Origin of the sequence: Rhizobium sp. 32-5/1 (assembly GCF_029537235.1) — a bacterium.
In the GTDB taxonomy this organism is placed as follows: domain Bacteria; phylum Pseudomonadota; class Alphaproteobacteria; order Rhizobiales; family Rhizobiaceae; genus Pararhizobium.
In genome coordinates this window covers 3,171,386-3,187,137 of record NZ_CP120638.1, presented here as the reverse complement: position 1 = coordinate 3,187,137, position 15,752 = coordinate 3,171,386, and the positions used below count along the sequence as shown (strand labels likewise).

The following is a 15,752-nucleotide window of genomic DNA, read 5'->3' as shown; positions in this document are numbered from 1 at the left end:
TATGCCACAGTCGTCACCTATCCTTATAATATAGTGAAGGGTTCACTAACAAGGTCTAAACAGCGGGGACGAAATGGCGGGGGTCGCCCGAGGATTTCCACCGTTTTCAGGCAGCATCCCTGAACGGATTGTCCGGATCGATGCCATAATCCTTGAGTTTACGATAGAGCGTGGAGCGGCCGATACCGAGCTTGCGCGCCACCTGGCTCATCTGACCTCGGTAGAATTTCAGCGCAAACCGAATCAGTTCCTCCTCCACGTCGGCAAGCTTGCGGACATCGCCGCCCTCATCGACGCTGGCGATCGCCGCCTCCGGCTGCGGCTCGGCATGAACCTTCCGCCCATCGGCGCGCTCCGGCTTTCCAAACTGCGGATAGACCATCGGCAGGTGCTCGGTCTCGACCACTGCGGGACGCGCCGGCCCCGTCTCCTCCCAGGAAAATCCGGCACCGCCGGCAACGACATAACCCGGTATCTGCGTGGCGATCTGCGGAAAATCCTTGACCGTCAGTTCCGGCCCGTCGACCAGGACCACCGCGCGGAAGATCGCGTTTTCAAGCTGGCGGATATTGCCCGGCCAATCGAAGGCCGTCAAAAGCGCCATGGCACCGCTCGATACTGTGAGCGGCGTCGACAGCCGCTGCTCGCCGGCAAAGCGCTCGACGAAGGCGCGCACCAGAACCGGGATATCTTCCTTTCGCTTGCGCAGCGCCGGAATGGCGATCGGGAAGACGTTGAGGCGATAATAGAGATCCTCGCGGAAACGGCCTTCCTTGACCTCGTTGATCAGGTCCTTGTTGGTGGCCGAGATCAGCCGGACATTGACCTTCTGCGGATGGCGCGCACCGATCGTCTCGATTTCGCCCTGCTGCACGGCACGCAGGAGCTTCACCTGAACTTCAAGCGGCAGGTCGCCGATCTCGTCAAGAAACAGCGTGCCGCTGTCGGCATCGGCAAACTTGCCGGAATGTTTCTCGGTCGCACCGGTAAACGCGCCCTTCTCGTGGCCGAAGAGAATGCTCTCGACCAGATTGTGCGGGATCGCGCCGCAATTAACTGTCACGAACGGCTTGTTCGAGCGCTCGCTGGCGGACTGGATAGCCCGGGCGACCATTTCCTTGCCGACGCCGGATTCGCCTTCGAGCACGATCGGGATATTGGATTGCGCGGCGCGGCGCGCCAGGTCGATAACCCGGATCATCGCCGGACTTGCCGAGACGATGTCGTCGAAACCGATGCCGCCGCCGCGCGGTCGCTTGGTCGCGCGGGCGCGGCCGTCGCGATGTTCCATCTTCAGCGCATTGGCGATGGCAACGGAAAGACGCTCGGGCGAAACCGGCTTGACGACGAAATCGAATGCACCGGCCTGCATGGCAAGCACGACCGTCTCGATGCCGCCCTGCCCTGTCTGTACGATGACGGGAATATCGGTCCCGCGCTCGGCAATCGCCTCCAGGAAACCGTGTCCGTTCATCTCCGGCATCATCAGGTCGAGCAGGATGACATTGATCAGCCCGCCCTTGCGATCAAGGATCTCCAGACCGCTGCGCCCATTGTCGGCGAGATGCGCGATATGGCCCAGCCGCTCGATCATATTGGTCAGCAGGCGGCGCTGTATAGGGTCGTCATCAATGACAAGAATATGGGATGTCACGGAGGGCCTCCTGCTTTTGCAAATCCGCGCCCGGCACCTCATGCGCCAAGCGTATCGGGATTCCTCCCACAAAGGCCTGAAAATCCTCTTTTGAGAAATGGTCGCATTTTAACCTTTGCCGAGATGGCACCATGGGGGGCCTGCAAACGGCGCAGACAGCCTGTCTTGCTGTCAAAAGAGGCATGCGCCATGCCTTAAATCGGTTCCGATTTGCGGAATTATGCAGTAGCAAAGGTGATCGTATCGCACGCCTGCACCGTATCAGAACGAATTGCCTGAAAGAGAAGATTGCCGATGACAAGCCGTTTCCCTGAAGCCTCGCCTCTTCTGTTTGGACAGATGATCGCTCATCCGAACACCGCTGGAGCGGCCGCATCGGCCGATCTCGGCACTCTGCCCACCTGGAAACTGAGCGACCTTTATCCATCCGCCGCATCGGACGAATTCAAGAATGCGATGGTCAAGGCCGAGGCAGATCTCGAAAGCCTTCGAGGACAAATGGAAGGGCAAGCTGGAACAGGCTGCCGGCAAGAGTGGTGATCTGGGGCTCGGGGCTGCCGTGCGCGAATTCGAAGCGCTGGAAGACCTGATGGGCCGCATCGGCTCCTTCGCAGGCCTCACCTATTTTTCCGACACGTCCGATCCGGCCAACGGCAAGCTCTACGGCGATGTCCAGTCGAAGCTGACCGACATGGCGAGCCACCTCCTGTTTTTCTCGTTGGAAATGAACCGGATCGAGGATGCCGTCATCGACGCCGCCCTTCAGACCGACATGCTGGCCGCTCACTACAAGCCCTGGATCGTCGATCTCAGGCTCGACAAGCCCTACCAGCTTGATGACAAGATCGAGCAATTGTTCCTCGAAAAGTCGATGACCGGCGCCAGCGCCTTCAACCGGCTGTTCGACGAGACCATGGCGTCGTTGAAATTCACCATCGACGGCGAAGAACTGCCGCTCGAAGTGACGCTGAGCATGCTACAGGATGCCAATCCGGAGACGCGCCGCAAGGCTGCCGAAGCCCTGACCGCGACCTTCAAGGCAAACCTGCGCATTTTTACACTGATCACCAATACGCTCGCCAAGGACAAGGAAATATCCGACCGCTGGCGTGGTTTTACCGACATCGCCGACAGCCGGCATCTGGCCAACCGCGTCGAACGCGAGGTCGTCGATGCGCTGACAGCGGCGGTGAAGGAGGCCTATCCCCGCCTGTCGCACCGCTATTATGCGATGAAGGCGAAGTGGCTAGGAATGGAGCAGATGAATTTCTGGGACCGCAATGCGCCGCTGCCGGAAACGCCCAACGCGCTGATCCCCTGGGAAGACGCCAAGGAAACCGTTCTTTCCGCCTATGGCGCCTTCGATCCAGGCATGGCCGATATCGCCCGCAAGTTTTTCGACGGCGGCTGGATCGACGCGCCGGTGCGTCCCGGCAAGGCGCCGGGCGCCTTCGCCCATCCGACGGTCCCCTCGGCTCACCCCTACGTGCTCGTCAACTATATGGGCAAGCCACGCGACGTGATGACGCTCGCCCATGAACTCGGCCATGGCGTGCATCAGGTGCTTGCCGGCGAGCAGGGCGCTCTGATGGCCTCGACGCCACTGACGCTCGCCGAAACGGCTTCCGTCTTCGGCGAAATGCTCACCTTCCGCGCCCTGCTCGACAAGACCAGGGACAACCGGGAGCGCAAGGCGATGCTCGCCCAGAAGGTCGAGGACATGATCAACACCGTCGTGCGCCAGATCGCCTTCTACGAATTCGAGCGCAAGATCCACACCGCCCGCAAGGAGGAGAGCTGACGGCCGAGACCATCGGCGAACTCTGGCTGTCCGTGCAGGCAGAAAGCCTCGGACCGGCGATCCGCATCTCGGAAGGCTACGAGACCTACTGGACCTATATCCCGCACTTCATCCATTCGCCCTTCTACGTCTATGCCTATGCCTTCGGCGATTGCCTGGTGAACTCGCTCTATGCGGTCTACCAGAATGCCGAAAAGGGCTTTCAGGAGAAGTATTTCGAACTGCTCAAGGCCGGCGGCACCAAGCATCATTCCGAACTGCTCGCCCCCTTCGGCCTCGACGCCACCGATCCGTCGTTCTGGGCACAGGGCCTGTCGATGCTGGAAGGGCTGATCGACGAGCTTGAGGCTCTTGATAGGCAGGCGTGATTGGGTAACAAGGGCAGGGGTCTATGACAGCGAGAACGTTGTTTCCGGAGATGGATCCTCGGGTCAAGCCCGAGGACGACGGCCTGTGGATGTGGTTGGCTGGCTTGTCGGTGCGGCTGGTTGACGTGTGGGTGCGGCTGGCTGGTTTGTTAGTGCTAGCTGGGAAGTCCCGTCTGGAACTCCACCGGCATCCCCTCCTCCTTCATCCTCGGGCTTGACCCGAGGATCCACCCACAAGCCCGCATTCAAATGAACGCCACTCAAGCCCCCTACGTCCTCTTCCGAGACGACAGCGTAAACCGCACGACGGTCTTTGCCGAGCCGGCGCGTGTCATAACGGCGCATACGGCCACCGAATTCCGGTCCGGCCTGATCGAACTGGAAAAGGCCAAGGCTGACGGAAAATGGCTGGCCGGGTTCATGAGCTACGAGGCCGGTTATCTCTTCGAGGAGAAACTCGCAGCCTTTGCAAAGGACAATCGCCGCACGCCGCTGATGTCCTTCGGCGTCTTCGACGGCCCCACCGACGGACACGAACTCAGCGAACCGCAACGGCGCACCGAAAACGAGCCTTTCATTACGGAAGCCCGCGCCGCCTGGGATTTCGAGACCTACAGGAACCGTTTCGACAGGCTGCTCAACCATCTGAAAATGGGCGATTGCTACCAGGCAAACCTCACCATGCAGATCGCCGCCCGCTGGAAGGGCGATCCGGTTGCCGCCTTCTGGTCGCTGATCGAGCGCCAGCCGGTAAAATATGGCGCGCTCGTCTCGCTTGACGGCCCCATCCTTTTGTCGCGTTCGCCCGAACTGTTCTTCCGCGTCGACAAGGACGGCTGGATCGAGACGCATCCGATGAAGGGCACTGCGCCACGCGGCGCGACCCGGGCGAGGACGAGGCTCTGATCCGCGAAATGCGCGAGGACCCGAAAAGCCAAGCGGAAAACCGGATGATCGTTGATCTCCTGCGCAACGACATCTCGCGGATTACAGAGGTCGGCACGCTCGATGTCCCCCGGCTGTTCGATATCGAGACCTACCCGACAGTGCACCAGATGGTCAGCCATGTCCGGGCAAAACTGTTGCCGGATATCGGCATCGCCAAGATTTTCGAAGCGCTCTTTCCCTGCGGCTCCGTCACCGGTGCCCCGAAAATGCGGGCGATGGAAATCCTGCACGATCTGGAGGATGGCCCGCGCGATGCCTATTGCGGCGCCATCGGCTTCATCGCCCCTGATGGAACGATGCGCTTCAACGTCGCCATCCGCACGCTGTCGCTGTTTCCAGACGGCGAAGCCATCTTCAACGTCGGCGGTGGCATCGTCTTCGATTCGACGGCGGAGTCGGAATATGAAGAGTGCCTGCTCAAGGCCCGCTTCGCCGTCGGCGACGTCAGGATCGCGCGATGACCGATTTCCAGTTGATCGAAACCATGCGCTGGGAGCCGGACACCGGCATCGTCCGGCAGCGTCTGCACCTGGAGCGGCTGAAACGATCGGCGGCAAGGCTCGGATTTCCCGGCGCCGGGCAAGCGGAAAAGCGGCTGACGGAAGTGCTCGGAATGCCCCCTCTGCCCTGTCGGGCATCTCCCCCACAAGGGGGAGATCGCTGGGGACGACTCCTGCCCGAAAGCAGACCCGGAATTGAACTCCCCCTTGTGGGGGAGATGTCGGCCAGGCCGACAGAGGGGGTAAGGCTGGCACGGTCGCAAAAGCCCAATCCCCCTCCGCGTCCGTCTCACGCTCAACAACACCGGCCGCATCGATGTGACCACCGCACCCTTCACCCCCTGCCCGCGGACACCGTCTGGACCGTCCGCATCGCCAAAACGCGCCTCGTCTCCACCGATCCGCTCCTGCGCTACAAGACCAGCCGCCGCGCCGTCTATGAGGCTGCCCGCGCGGAGTACGGGACGGACGAGGCCGACGAGGTGCTGCTGCTCAACGAGCGCGGCGAACCGTGCGAAGGCACGATCACCTCGCTCTTCGTCGATGACGGTTCTAGCATCTTGAAGACGCCGCCGATTTCCCGCGGCCTGCTGGCCGGCGTGCTGCGCACCGAGATGATCTGCCAGCGCAAGGCCCGTGTGCAGCGCCTGACGCTCGACGACCTCAAAGGCAGACCGGTTTTCATGGGAAACTCATTGCGCGGGCTGATCCGGGCAAACCTGATTTGGGACACCTAGCATGTTCATTCTCTCGCTCAGCTACAAGACCGATCTCTCCGAGGCGGACCGCCACATGGAACCACACCTCGCCTGGGTCAAGGCAGGCTATGAGCGGGGCATGTTTCTGGCTTCGGGGCGCAAGAACCCGCGCACCGGCGGCGTTATCCTGGCGCGCGGCGAGCGCGCCGAGATCGAGGCGGTGGTCGCCGCCGACCCCTTCACCATCCACGGCGTCGCCGATTACGAGATCACCGAATTCATCGCCACGACGACGGCGCCCGGCCTTGAAGGTCTGAAGCTCTGACGGATCACCCAACCATGCAGGACAGCATCCCCCTCAGGCCAACCTTCACCCCCTATGACGGCTCCTCGAAGCCGTTCACGATCGGTCTTGCCCAGCTCGCTCCCGAGCGGTGGATCGTTCCGGACACTGAGCTGGATTTCTATCTTGGCGAAAAGCAACGCCTGCTGGAGACCCATCCGGATATCGTTTTCGTGGCCGAACCCGGCACTGAAGCCGCACAGCGCGAAGTCCTCTCCATGCTCGTCGATTTTCTGCCGGCGCACTATCCGGCACTTTACAGGCACGACGGCGAAACCATGCACGTCGGCGCCCGTACCGTAGACCTTGCCGGCGAACCGCCGCTAATTGCCGCCGGGTCCCTCATCCAGGACGATCTCGTCATCATGCGGCGCAAGCCGTCCGGCTGGCATCTGGTTGCCGGCTTCGTCGCCTTTCCCTCGTCCTGGTCGCTGCCGGAGAAATTCGGCCGCAGTATGGACCAGATCCACGGTCCGGTGCCGAGCTTCGAGGGCGGCACGCGCAATGCGGACCTGATCAACCGCATGTTCGACAACCTGCCACCCGACAGGCTCATCGAACGTTTTAACTGGACGGTGAATACCGATGGCGGTCTTTTTCTGCCGAAATCCAATGCCGAAAGTCTCGGGGCGGCATCCGTTGCGCTGAAAGCCGAAAACACCTTCGTGCGCATCGAGCGGCAGACCCTGCGCAAACTGCCGATCAGCGGCGACATCGTCTTCACCATCGGCATCCATTCCGATCCCGTCGTCGTTCTCAACGGCCATCCAGACGCAGCGCGCCTTGCCCTTTCCTTTGCCGCGCAACTCGAAGAACTCACCCTCGAACAGGCCGCCTATAAGGGCCTCGCCAGCAAGCGGGACAGCCTGATTGCCGCTCTGCGGCAACTGGCCACCGGTTAATCAATATAACCAAGATCGGCGCCTTCGCCCTTTATTGTGACAGGAATCTATGCTCTAGGGCCTTTCAAAGGGCTGGAATGCCGCTAGATTGGCGCCGCCGAACAGCCAGAAGAAACAATTCTCAGGAGAATACAAAAAATGGCAGACACCACCTATCCGGTTTATGGCGAAATCACCGGCCCGATCGTCATGATCGGTTTCGGCTCCATCGGTCGCGGCACGCTGCCGCTGATCGAGCGCCATTTCAAGTTCGACAAGAGCCGGATGGTTGTCATCGACCCGCGCGAAGATGCAGCCGACATGGAAATCCTTGCCAAGCACGGCATCCGCCACATCAAGGAATATGTCACCAAGGAAAACTACAAGGCGCTGCTCAAGCCGCTCCTGACCGAAGGCGAAGGCCAGGGTTTCTGCGTCAACCTGTCGGTCGACACCGGCTCGCTCGACCTGATGAAGCTCTGCCGTAAGCTCGACGTTCTCTATATCGACACGGTCATCGAGCCATGGCTCGGCTTCTATTTCGACAAGAGCATGAAGAATTCCGACCGCACCAATTATGCGCTGCGCGAAACGCTGCGCCACGAAAAGAAGAAGAACCCGGGCGGCGCGACTGCCGTTTCGACCTGCGGCGCAAACCCGGGCATGGTTTCCTGGTTCGTCAAGCAGGCGCTGCTCAACCTCGCAAACGACCTCGAAATCAAGTTTGAAGAACCTGATCAGCACGATCGCGAAGGCTGGGCCAAGCTGATGAAGAAGGTGGGCGTCAAGGGCATCCACATTGCCGAACGCGACACCCAGCTGACCAAGAACCCGAAGCCGCTTAACGTCTTCTGGAACACCTGGTCGGTCGAAGGCTTCATCTCGGAAGGTCTGCAGCCGGCCGAACTCGGCTGGGGCACCCACGAAAACTGGATGCCGAAGAACGCCAAGAAGCACAAGAAGGGCTGCAAGGCAGCAATCTACCTGGAGCAGCCGGGCGCCAACACGCGCGTACGCACCTGGTGCCCGACGCCTGGCCCGCAGTATGGCTTCCTCGTCACGCATAACGAATCTATCTCGATTGCTGACTACTTCACGGTCGAGAAGGATGGCGAAGTCGTCTATCGCCCGACCTGCCACTATGCCTATCACCCGGCCAACGACGCCGTTCTGTCGCTGCATGAAATGTTCGGCAATGGCGGCAACGCCCAGCCGGTTCATCACGTGCTCGACGAACACGAACTGGTCGAAGGCATCGACGAACTCGGCGTGCTGCTCTACGGCCACGACAAGAACGCCTACTGGTTCGGCTCGCGCCTGTCGCTCGAAGAAACCCGCCGCATCGCGCCTTACCAGAATGCGACCGGCCTGCAGGTGACGTCCGCCGTTCTGGCCGGCATGGTCTGGGCGCTTGAAAACCCGACAGCCGGCATCGTCGAAGCCGACGAGATCGACTATCGCCGCTGCCTGGAAGTGCAGTCGCCCTATCTCGGCCCGGTCGAAGGCCACTACACAGACTGGACCCCGCTCGACGGCCGCCCGGGCCTTTTCCCGGAAGACCTCGACACGAAGGATCCCTGGCAGTTCAAGAACATCCTCGTTCGCTGATATCGCGCGACCGATCGAATAAGAATTGCGCCCGGAGCCAAAAGCTCCGGGCGTTTTCATGAGGGCTGGATAAAAACGCCGCCGTCCCGCCTAACTCTTGCTTTCAATTGCCGTTCACGGCATTGTTTTTTCAACTGAAAGCTATATTTCCGGTCCTGAAACGGGAGACATCCATGAAGCGCATCGCCATAGTATCGGTTCTGGCTGCATCGGCAGCCCTGACCGCATGCCAATCCGACCGGCCCATCCGACAGGTCGAGCCGATGCGAATGGCACCGACCGTCGAGGGGAGCTGGGCTGACCCGAACGGCATCGTCTCGACCTTTGCTGCTGGCACGTTCACGACCCGGACCACCGATACCAATCAGTTGCTCGCCTCCGGCAACTACGTCAACGTGTCGCCGACGCTGGTCGAGATCAATATGACCTCGATGGTGCGCAACACCCAATCCAAGGTCAATTGCGCCATGGTCGGCACATCACAGCTGAACTGCACGACGGATTCGGGCGCGCAGTTTTCGCTGACCCGCAGGATCTGATCCAGAATTCGAAACAGGCTGATAGTCGTTTCATGACCATGAATGCGAAAACCCTCCGAGCCCGGCGCCCGGAGGGTTTTTCTTTCAGGGCTCGCCAATCCGGGCGGCCGCTGCAGCCATGGCTGTCATGGCCGCGGATGTCTCGGGGTCAGCCGGGAAGAACGCTTCGATCGCGACTTCGGAAAGCGTCACATCGGTCGCCGTGCCGAAGACGGTCGTTGTGCTCAGAAATGACAGCGGCCCCTCTCGCTCGCCAGGATAAGAGGAACCGCGATATCGGAATGCCCAGGGCCTGCGGCTTTGCGCGATGTCCGCCCCTCGAACGGTACCGGATAGGATTTGAGCTCATCAAGCAGCGCGACGAGCGTTGCGTCCCCGGAAACATCGATTTCATGCGACAGCCGCTTGAAGATGTGGCTGCGCCATTCCCGAAAATTCACCACGCGGCTGGCAAGCCCTCGGGATGCAGGCTGACGCGCAGGACATTGACCGGCCCGGCAACCAGATGATCGGCAACGCCGGCCAGCAGCATTCCCACCGCCTTGTTGGCCGCAAGCAGCGACCAGTGCCGGTCAACGGCCAATGCCGGGTGCGGATCGTGACCGTCAAGAATGCGCTGGATGACGGTGCGGGCACCGGCCAGTTCCGGCGACTCCAGTGGTCTGTCACGATAGATCGGCGCAAAGCCCGCCGCCACCAGTATGGAATTGCGCTCCCGCAGGGGTACAGCCAACTGCTCCGTCAATCGAAGCACCATGTCCCGGCTCGGCAGCGAACGTCCCGATTCGACGAAACTCAGATGCCTTTGCGAAATATCGGCGTCCACGGCAAGCGCAAGCTGGCTCAAGCGGCGCCTTTGACGCCAGTCACGCAGCAGGTTTCCGGCAGAGGTTTTGTCCTTCAACATGAGCAAACTATGGATGCACAAGGTAGTTTTGGCAATTACCTCCGGCGTAATCGACGGCTGCATCGAACTGCCTCAGGATCAGGGTCAAGGCGTTGCGATGGATGCAGGCCTATTGCTGAGAAAAGGACAAGATCATGCCGAAAATCAACGAACTGCCCCTGAACAAGCTGCTGGCTACCGATGCCCTGACCTGCACGGCGATGGGCGCTGCTCTGCTCGTCGCCTCCGCCCCGATCAGTGCAATCACGCAGATCCCGCAGGCTCTGTTGTTCTGGGCCGGGTTCAGCCTTCTGCCGATCGCCGCATTCATGGCCGTGACGGCTACATTCGCGCCAGCATCCCGCTGGATGGTCAGCCTGATCATCCTCGGCAACGCCTTGTGGGTCGCCCTCAGCCTGCTCCTGCCTGTCGGCGGCTTCGTTTCCCCAAACACCCTCGGCTGGGTTTTCCTCCTTGGCCAGGCAGCAATCGTCGCCATCATCACAAAGCTCGAGTTCGATGCCAGCAAAAGCCCGCGCCTCCCTCTACGGGTCTGAAATCTCGCCCATCCGTCCAGTGCCGCCGAAGAGCTTCGGCGGCATTTTATTTGGGAATAGCCGTCGATTTTAACCTTGCCCGGAAACCGCCGGAAAGGAGATGCAATTACCACTTGATGTCGGCGCTTCCAGATGAAACCATCCGCGTCGACCCAGGTGTCACAGATGTGTTCTATTCTGCTGACTATAAACGCCAAACAGGAGACAATCATGATCAGACATTTGCAGGCAGGGCTTCTGGCCGCCTCCATCCTCGCGCTTTCAACCAGTGCCGCCTTTGCCGATTATGAACTCAATATCCTGCACATCAACGACCTGCATTCCCGCATCGAATCGATCAACAAGTATGATTCGACCTGCTCGGCGGAGGAGGAAGGCAAGAATGAGTGCTTCGGCGGCGTCGCGCGTCTGAAGACGGAGATCGACACGAAGCGCCAGGAACTGACGGGCAAGAACCTGCTTCTGCTCAATGCCGGCGACAACTTCCAGGGCTCGCTGTTCTTCACCACCTACAAGGGTGCGGCTGAAGCCGAATTCCTCAACCTGATGAAATTCGACGCGATGACCGTCGGCAATCATGAGTTCGACGAGGGCGAAGATGGTCTCGCCACCTTCCTCGACAAGGTGCAGTTTCCCGTCGTGACCTCCAACGTCCTGGCCGGCTTCAAATCCAAGGTCGGCGACCGGGTGAAGCCGTCGATCGTGCTCGACGTCGGCGGCCAGAAAATCGGCATCGTCGGCGCGGTCGCCAACGACACGCCGGAACTTTCCTCGGTCGGCGACAGCATCCTGATTGCGCAGGATATCGACACGATCACTGCCGAAGTGCAGAAGCTCAAGGGCGAAGGCATCAACAAGATCGTGGCCCTGACCCATGTCGGCTATCCGCGCGATCTGGCGGTGATCGCCAAGATCCCCGATGTCGACGTGGTTGTCGGCGGCCATTCGCACAGCCTGCTCTCCAACACGGATGAGAAGGCTGAAGGTCCTTACCCGACCATGGTCGACAACCCGGGCGGCTACAAGGTGCCCGTCGTGCAGGCCGGCTCCTACAGCAAGTATCTCGGCGATCTCGTCGTGACCTTCGATGATGCAGGCGTGGTCAAGGCCGCCAAGGGCGACCCGATCCTGATCGATAGCAAGATCAAGCCGGATGCAGCCGTTCTGGCCCGTGTTGCCGAACTCGCCAAGCCGATTGAAGAACTGAAGACCAAGATCATAGGCGAGACCGAGGCGCCGATCGACGGCTCCCGCGAGACATGCCGCGCCATGGAATGCGAGATGGGCGACCTCGTTGCCGATGCGATGCTCGATCGCGTCAAGGATCAGGGCATCACGATCGCCATCACCAATGGCGGCGGCCTGCGTGCCTCGATCGATGCCGGCGATGTCTCGATGGGCGAGGCGATTACCGTGCTGCCCTTCCAGAATACACTCTCGACCTTCCAGCTGAAGGGTGCCGACATCGCGGCCGCCCTTGAGAACGGCCTGAGCCAGGTCGAGGAAGGCGGCGGCCGCTTCCCGCAGGTCGCCGGCCTGAAATTCTCCTTCGACAAGTCCAAGCCGGCCGGCAGCCGTGCGTCGAACATTGAAGTGAAGGAAGGCGATGCATTTGTCGCTCTCGATCCGGCCAAGACCTACGGCCTCGTCTCCAATAACTTCATGCGCGGCGGCGGTGATGGCTACAGCGTCTTCAAGAAGGCCGAAAATGCCTATGACTACGGCCCGGGCCTTGAAACCGTGCTGGCCGACTATCTCGCCAAGAACAATCCCTACAAGCCGATGACCGACGGCCGTATCACCGAGATTGCTGCCGCAACGGCAAGTGAACCTTCGACCCAGACCAGCACCGATACGGCAGCGAAGAGCGTAACGCCGGATGCCAAGCCAGCCGAGAGCGCAGAAGCCGCCGCGACAACCACGACGGCGGAAACCCCGACCGCCGAAACAAAACCGGCAGCTGACACGCCCGTTGCGGCTAGCGGTGCAACGCCGGCGGCCGAAAAACACGTCGTGGTGCGCGGCGACACGCTCTGGGATCTGGCGAAGTCCATCTATGGCGACGGCGAACTCTGGAGCCGCATTGCACAGGCCAGCGGCAATCCGGTGCCGGAGAAGCTGGAAATAGGCACGGAACTGACAATTCCCGCCAAGTAAATGCCAAAGGAGACGATTTGTCTCTGAGCTTCCGACCGGTCCGGGCTTTCCCGGGCCGGTTTTTCTTTTAGAAGAGCATAAACCGATGGGACCGGCCGTCGTATAGATGACGAAATCCCGAATGTTTTGTCCGAACGCCTGCAGGAAGCTGTGCCATGAACCCGAATGCCGAAATGATCGCCGTCAACCACCCGCCCGTCCGGTTCGGCAAGGTCGGCGTACTGCTCGTCAACCTCGGCACGCCTGATGGTACCGACTACTGGTCTATGCGCCGCTACCTCGCGGAATTTCTCACCGACCGGCGTGTCATCGAGTGGTCGCGGCTGTTCTGGTATCCAATCCTCTACGGCATCGTCCTCAACAAGCGCCCGCAAAAGGTCGGCAAGGCGTATGAATCGATCTGGAATAATGGTCTCAACGAAAGCTATCTGCGCACCTATACCCGCAACCAGGCGGAGCAGATGGCAAAGAGCTTTGCTGATCTGCCCAATGTGCGGGTCGATTGGGCGATGCGCTATGGCCAGCCGTCGATCCGCTCGAAGATGGAAGAATTGCAAAAGGACGGCTGCGAGAAGATCCTTTTGTTCCCGCTCTATCCGCAATATGCCGCCGCCACCACGGCAACCGTCAATGACGAGGCCTTCAAGGCGCTGCTGAAGATGCGCTGGCAGCCGGCATTGCGCACCGTGCCGCCCTATCACGACGACCCGGCCTATATCGAGGCGCTGGCCAATTCGATCACCGACCATCTCGCCACGCTCGACTGGGAACCGGAGGTCGTTTTGACCTCGTTCCATGGCATCCCGAAATCCTATTTCATGAAGGGCGATCCCTATCACTGCCAGTGCTACAAGACGGCGCGGCTGGTGCGCGAGAAGCTCGGCTGGTCGAAGGAGAAGCTGCAGGTCACCTTCCAGTCCCGCTTCGGCCCCGAGGAATGGCTGCAGCCTTACACCGACAAGACCGTTGAGAAGCTGGCGCAGGACGGTGTGAAGCGCATCGCCGTCATCAATCCCGGCTTCGTGTCCGATTGTCTCGAAACGCTTGAAGAAATCGCCGTCGAGGCCGCCGAGAGCTTCCATGAGCATGGCGGCGAGAAATTCGCGCATATCCCCTGTCTCAACGATAGCGCGGGCGGCATGGCCGTGCTCGAAAAGGTCGTGCGCCGCGAACTGATGGGCTGGGTCTGATTCTTTCAACGCGGGCTTTCAAATAATCTGACCGATCGTCCCGTCTGGTCTATAGTAGCGGTTCAATTCTGAACCCAAATGGGAGGGGGCTCTCCATGCCACTGGCCGGACTCGATATCGTCGTCATTGCCTTCGTCGTCCTCGTCATCCTGGTGCTTTTTGCGGGCATCAAGACCGTGCCGCAAGGCTATCGCTACACTGTTGAGCGGTTCGGCCGCTACACCAAAACCATGGAGCCTGGCCTCAACATTATCATTCCCTTCATCGACCGGATCGGCGCAAAGATGAACGTGATGGAACAGGTGCTCGACGTTCCGACGCAGGAGGTCATTACCCGCGACAATGCCAGCTGCTCGGCCGATGCCGTGGCCTTCTACCAGATCCTGAATGCGGCCGAAGCCGCCTATCAGGTCTCCGACCTGCAGAGCGCCATCCTCAACCTGACGATGACCAACATCCGCTCGGTCATGGGCTCGATGGACCTCGACGAGCTTCTGTCGAACCGCGATACGATCAACGACAAGCTGCTGCGCGTCGTCGACGAGGCCGTCGGCCCCTGGGGCATCAAGGTCACCCGCGTCGAGATCAAGGACATCCAGCCGCCGAAAGACCTGGTCGAGGCCATGGCCCGGCAGATGAAGGCGGAGCGCGAGAAGCGCGCGCAGGTGCTGGAAGCCGAAGGCTCGCGCAATGCACAGATCCTGCGCGCAGAAGGCGCCAAGCAGTCGGCTATCCTGCAGGCCGAAGGCCAGCGCGAGGCCGCTTTCCGCGATGCCGAAGCGCGCGAGCGTCTCGCCGAAGCCGAAGCCAAGGCGACGAAGATGGTCTCCGAAGCCATCGCCGCCGGCGACGTGCAGGCGATCAACTACTTCGTCGCCCAGAAATACACGGAAGCCATGGCCGCAATCGGCACGGCTCCGAATTCCAAGATCGTCTTGATGCCGATGGAGGCCTCCTCGCTGATCGGCTCGCTTGGCGGCATCGGCGCCATCGCCCGCGAGGTTTTCGGCGACGCGCAGACGCCAGCCCGCGTCCGTCCGTCGACGCCGTCAACCACGCCCGTGCGCAATCCGTTCGACACGACGCAGCGGGGAAGCTGAGCCATGATCGCTCGCATCGTGCTTGAACTCGGTCCCTGGACCTGGTGGGTGATCGGCCTTGTGCTGCTGGCAGCAGAGGTCGTGCTGCCCGGCGTCTTCTTGGTATGGATCGGTATCGCCGCCATTCTTACCGGCCTCGTTTCGCTGGCACTTTGGGAGGCAGGGTTCTGGGTCTGGGAAGTCCAGTTGGTGTTCTTCGCGGTGTTGTCTGTTGCCGCAGCCCTCATTGGCCGCAAGATCGTCGCGCGCGCCGGCAACATCAGTGATCAGCCACTACTCAATCAACGCGGTGAAAGCCTCGTCGGGCGCACAGCCGTGCTGGAAGAGCCGGTCACCGAGGGCCGCGGCCGCGTGCGTCTGGACGATACGACATGGGTCGTCGAGGGGCCGGATATGCCGACCGGCACGCGGGTACGGATCATCGCCTGCTCGGGCCGCCAGCTCACCGTCGAAAGTGCCTGAGATCCCTTTGCAATGGCGCCGGATCGCCAGCGTGGAAACGAATGGTTAACCACATCGGTT

At 60.8% G+C, this 15,752-nt stretch carries 11 protein-coding genes and 3 pseudogenes; 12 read left to right on the top strand and 2 right to left on the bottom strand.

The annotated features are described in order from the left end of the window. Positions 1–106: 106 nt before the first annotated feature. Positions 107–1,654: a sigma-54 dependent transcriptional regulator gene (locus tag P6U16_RS15930; protein ID WP_277701358.1), complete on the bottom strand. Its 1,548-nt coding sequence runs from the start codon at positions 1,652–1,654 to the stop codon at positions 107–109. Positions 1,655–2,105: 451 nt separating this feature from the next. On the opposite strand from P6U16_RS15930, the pseudogene P6U16_RS15925 reads away from it, so the two are divergent. From P6U16_RS15925 to omp10, 7 genes and pseudogenes are all read left to right on the top strand, one after another. After that, a pseudogene (locus P6U16_RS15925) lies at positions 2,106–3,823 on the top strand (M3 family oligoendopeptidase). 249 nt (positions 3,824–4,072) lie between these two features. Beyond that, positions 4,073–5,232, top strand: a pseudogene (locus tag P6U16_RS15920) (aminodeoxychorismate synthase component I). Further along, on the top strand, positions 5,229–6,008 hold the full coding sequence (locus P6U16_RS15915) for an aminotransferase class IV family protein (protein WP_277701357.1): 780 nt from the start codon (positions 5,229–5,231) through the stop codon (positions 6,006–6,008). Before P6U16_RS15920 ends, P6U16_RS15915 begins: the two are co-directional and overlap by 4 nt. A 1-nt stretch (position 6,009) precedes the next feature. Then, positions 6,010–6,294 (top strand): YciI family protein, encoded by a 285-nt coding sequence (locus tag P6U16_RS15910; protein WP_277701356.1) that lies wholly within the window; start codon positions 6,010–6,012, stop codon positions 6,292–6,294. A gap of 14 nt (positions 6,295–6,308) precedes the next feature. Further along, a complete protein-coding gene (locus P6U16_RS15905) occupies positions 6,309–7,214 on the top strand; it encodes a DUF3445 domain-containing protein (RefSeq protein WP_277701355.1) in 906 nt (301 codons plus the stop codon). Between the two features lie 138 nt (positions 7,215–7,352). Continuing rightward, positions 7,353–8,801, top strand: coding sequence for a homospermidine synthase (locus P6U16_RS15900; protein WP_277701354.1), 1,449 nt, complete (start codon positions 7,353–7,355; stop codon positions 8,799–8,801). Positions 8,802–8,974: 173 nt separating this feature from the next. Next, positions 8,975–9,340 carry an outer membrane lipoprotein Omp10 gene (omp10, locus tag P6U16_RS15895; protein WP_277701353.1) on the top strand — a complete coding sequence of 122 codons (366 nt, stop codon included), beginning with the start codon at positions 8,975–8,977 and terminating at the stop codon, positions 9,338–9,340. 84 nt (positions 9,341–9,424) lie between these two features. Here omp10 and P6U16_RS15890 read toward each other — a convergent pair. Further along, a pseudogene (locus P6U16_RS15890) lies at positions 9,425–10,247 on the bottom strand (helix-turn-helix transcriptional regulator). Between the two features lie 134 nt (positions 10,248–10,381). Here P6U16_RS15890 and P6U16_RS15885 point away from each other — a divergent pair. The 5 genes from P6U16_RS15885 to P6U16_RS15865 all read left to right on the top strand — a co-directional run bounded on the left by P6U16_RS15885 (position 10,382) and on the right by P6U16_RS15865 (position 15,692). Next, the gene (locus P6U16_RS15885; RefSeq protein WP_277701352.1) at positions 10,382–10,783 is read left to right on the top strand and encodes a hypothetical protein; all 402 of its coding nucleotides are present in this window, start codon (positions 10,382–10,384) and stop codon (positions 10,781–10,783) included. Positions 10,784–10,993: 210 nt separating this feature from the next. Then, positions 10,994–12,940: a 5'-nucleotidase C-terminal domain-containing protein gene (locus tag P6U16_RS15880; RefSeq protein ID WP_277701351.1), complete on the top strand. Its 1,947-nt coding sequence runs from the start codon at positions 10,994–10,996 to the stop codon at positions 12,938–12,940. A gap of 155 nt (positions 12,941–13,095) precedes the next feature. Then, the gene (gene hemH, locus P6U16_RS15875; protein WP_277701350.1) at positions 13,096–14,130 is read left to right on the top strand and encodes a ferrochelatase; all 1,035 of its coding nucleotides are present in this window, start codon (positions 13,096–13,098) and stop codon (positions 14,128–14,130) included. Between the two features lie 101 nt (positions 14,131–14,231). Continuing rightward, positions 14,232–15,230: an SPFH domain-containing protein gene (locus P6U16_RS15870; RefSeq protein ID WP_277703869.1), complete on the top strand. Its 999-nt coding sequence runs from the start codon at positions 14,232–14,234 to the stop codon at positions 15,228–15,230. A 3-nt stretch (positions 15,231–15,233) separates the two neighbouring features. Further along, entirely contained in the window at positions 15,234–15,692 is a 459-nt protein-coding gene (locus P6U16_RS15865) for an NfeD family protein (RefSeq protein WP_277701349.1), read from the top strand. The last annotated feature ends 60 nt before the right edge of the window (positions 15,693–15,752 follow it).

Excerpts from the sequence above, each read along its gene's own strand:
- P6U16_RS15915 (WP_277701357.1), top strand. The coding sequence starts at position 5,229 with ATGACCGATTTCCAGTTGATCGAAACCATGCGCTGGGAGCCGGACACC.
- P6U16_RS15910 (WP_277701356.1), top strand. The coding sequence starts at position 6,010 with ATGTTCATTCTCTCGCTCAGCTACAAGACCGATCTCTCCGAGGCGGAC.
- P6U16_RS15905 (WP_277701355.1), top strand. The coding sequence starts at position 6,309 with ATGCAGGACAGCATCCCCCTCAGGCCAACCTTCACCCCCTATGACGGC.
- P6U16_RS15900 (WP_277701354.1), top strand. The coding sequence starts at position 7,353 with ATGGCAGACACCACCTATCCGGTTTATGGCGAAATCACCGGCCCGATC.
- omp10 (WP_277701353.1), top strand. The coding sequence starts at position 8,975 with ATGAAGCGCATCGCCATAGTATCGGTTCTGGCTGCATCGGCAGCCCTG.
- P6U16_RS15885 (WP_277701352.1), top strand. The coding sequence starts at position 10,382 with ATGCCGAAAATCAACGAACTGCCCCTGAACAAGCTGCTGGCTACCGAT.
- P6U16_RS15880 (WP_277701351.1), top strand. The coding sequence starts at position 10,994 with ATGATCAGACATTTGCAGGCAGGGCTTCTGGCCGCCTCCATCCTCGCG.
- hemH (WP_277701350.1), top strand. The coding sequence starts at position 13,096 with ATGAACCCGAATGCCGAAATGATCGCCGTCAACCACCCGCCCGTCCGG.
- P6U16_RS15865 (WP_277701349.1), top strand. The coding sequence starts at position 15,234 with ATGATCGCTCGCATCGTGCTTGAACTCGGTCCCTGGACCTGGTGGGTG.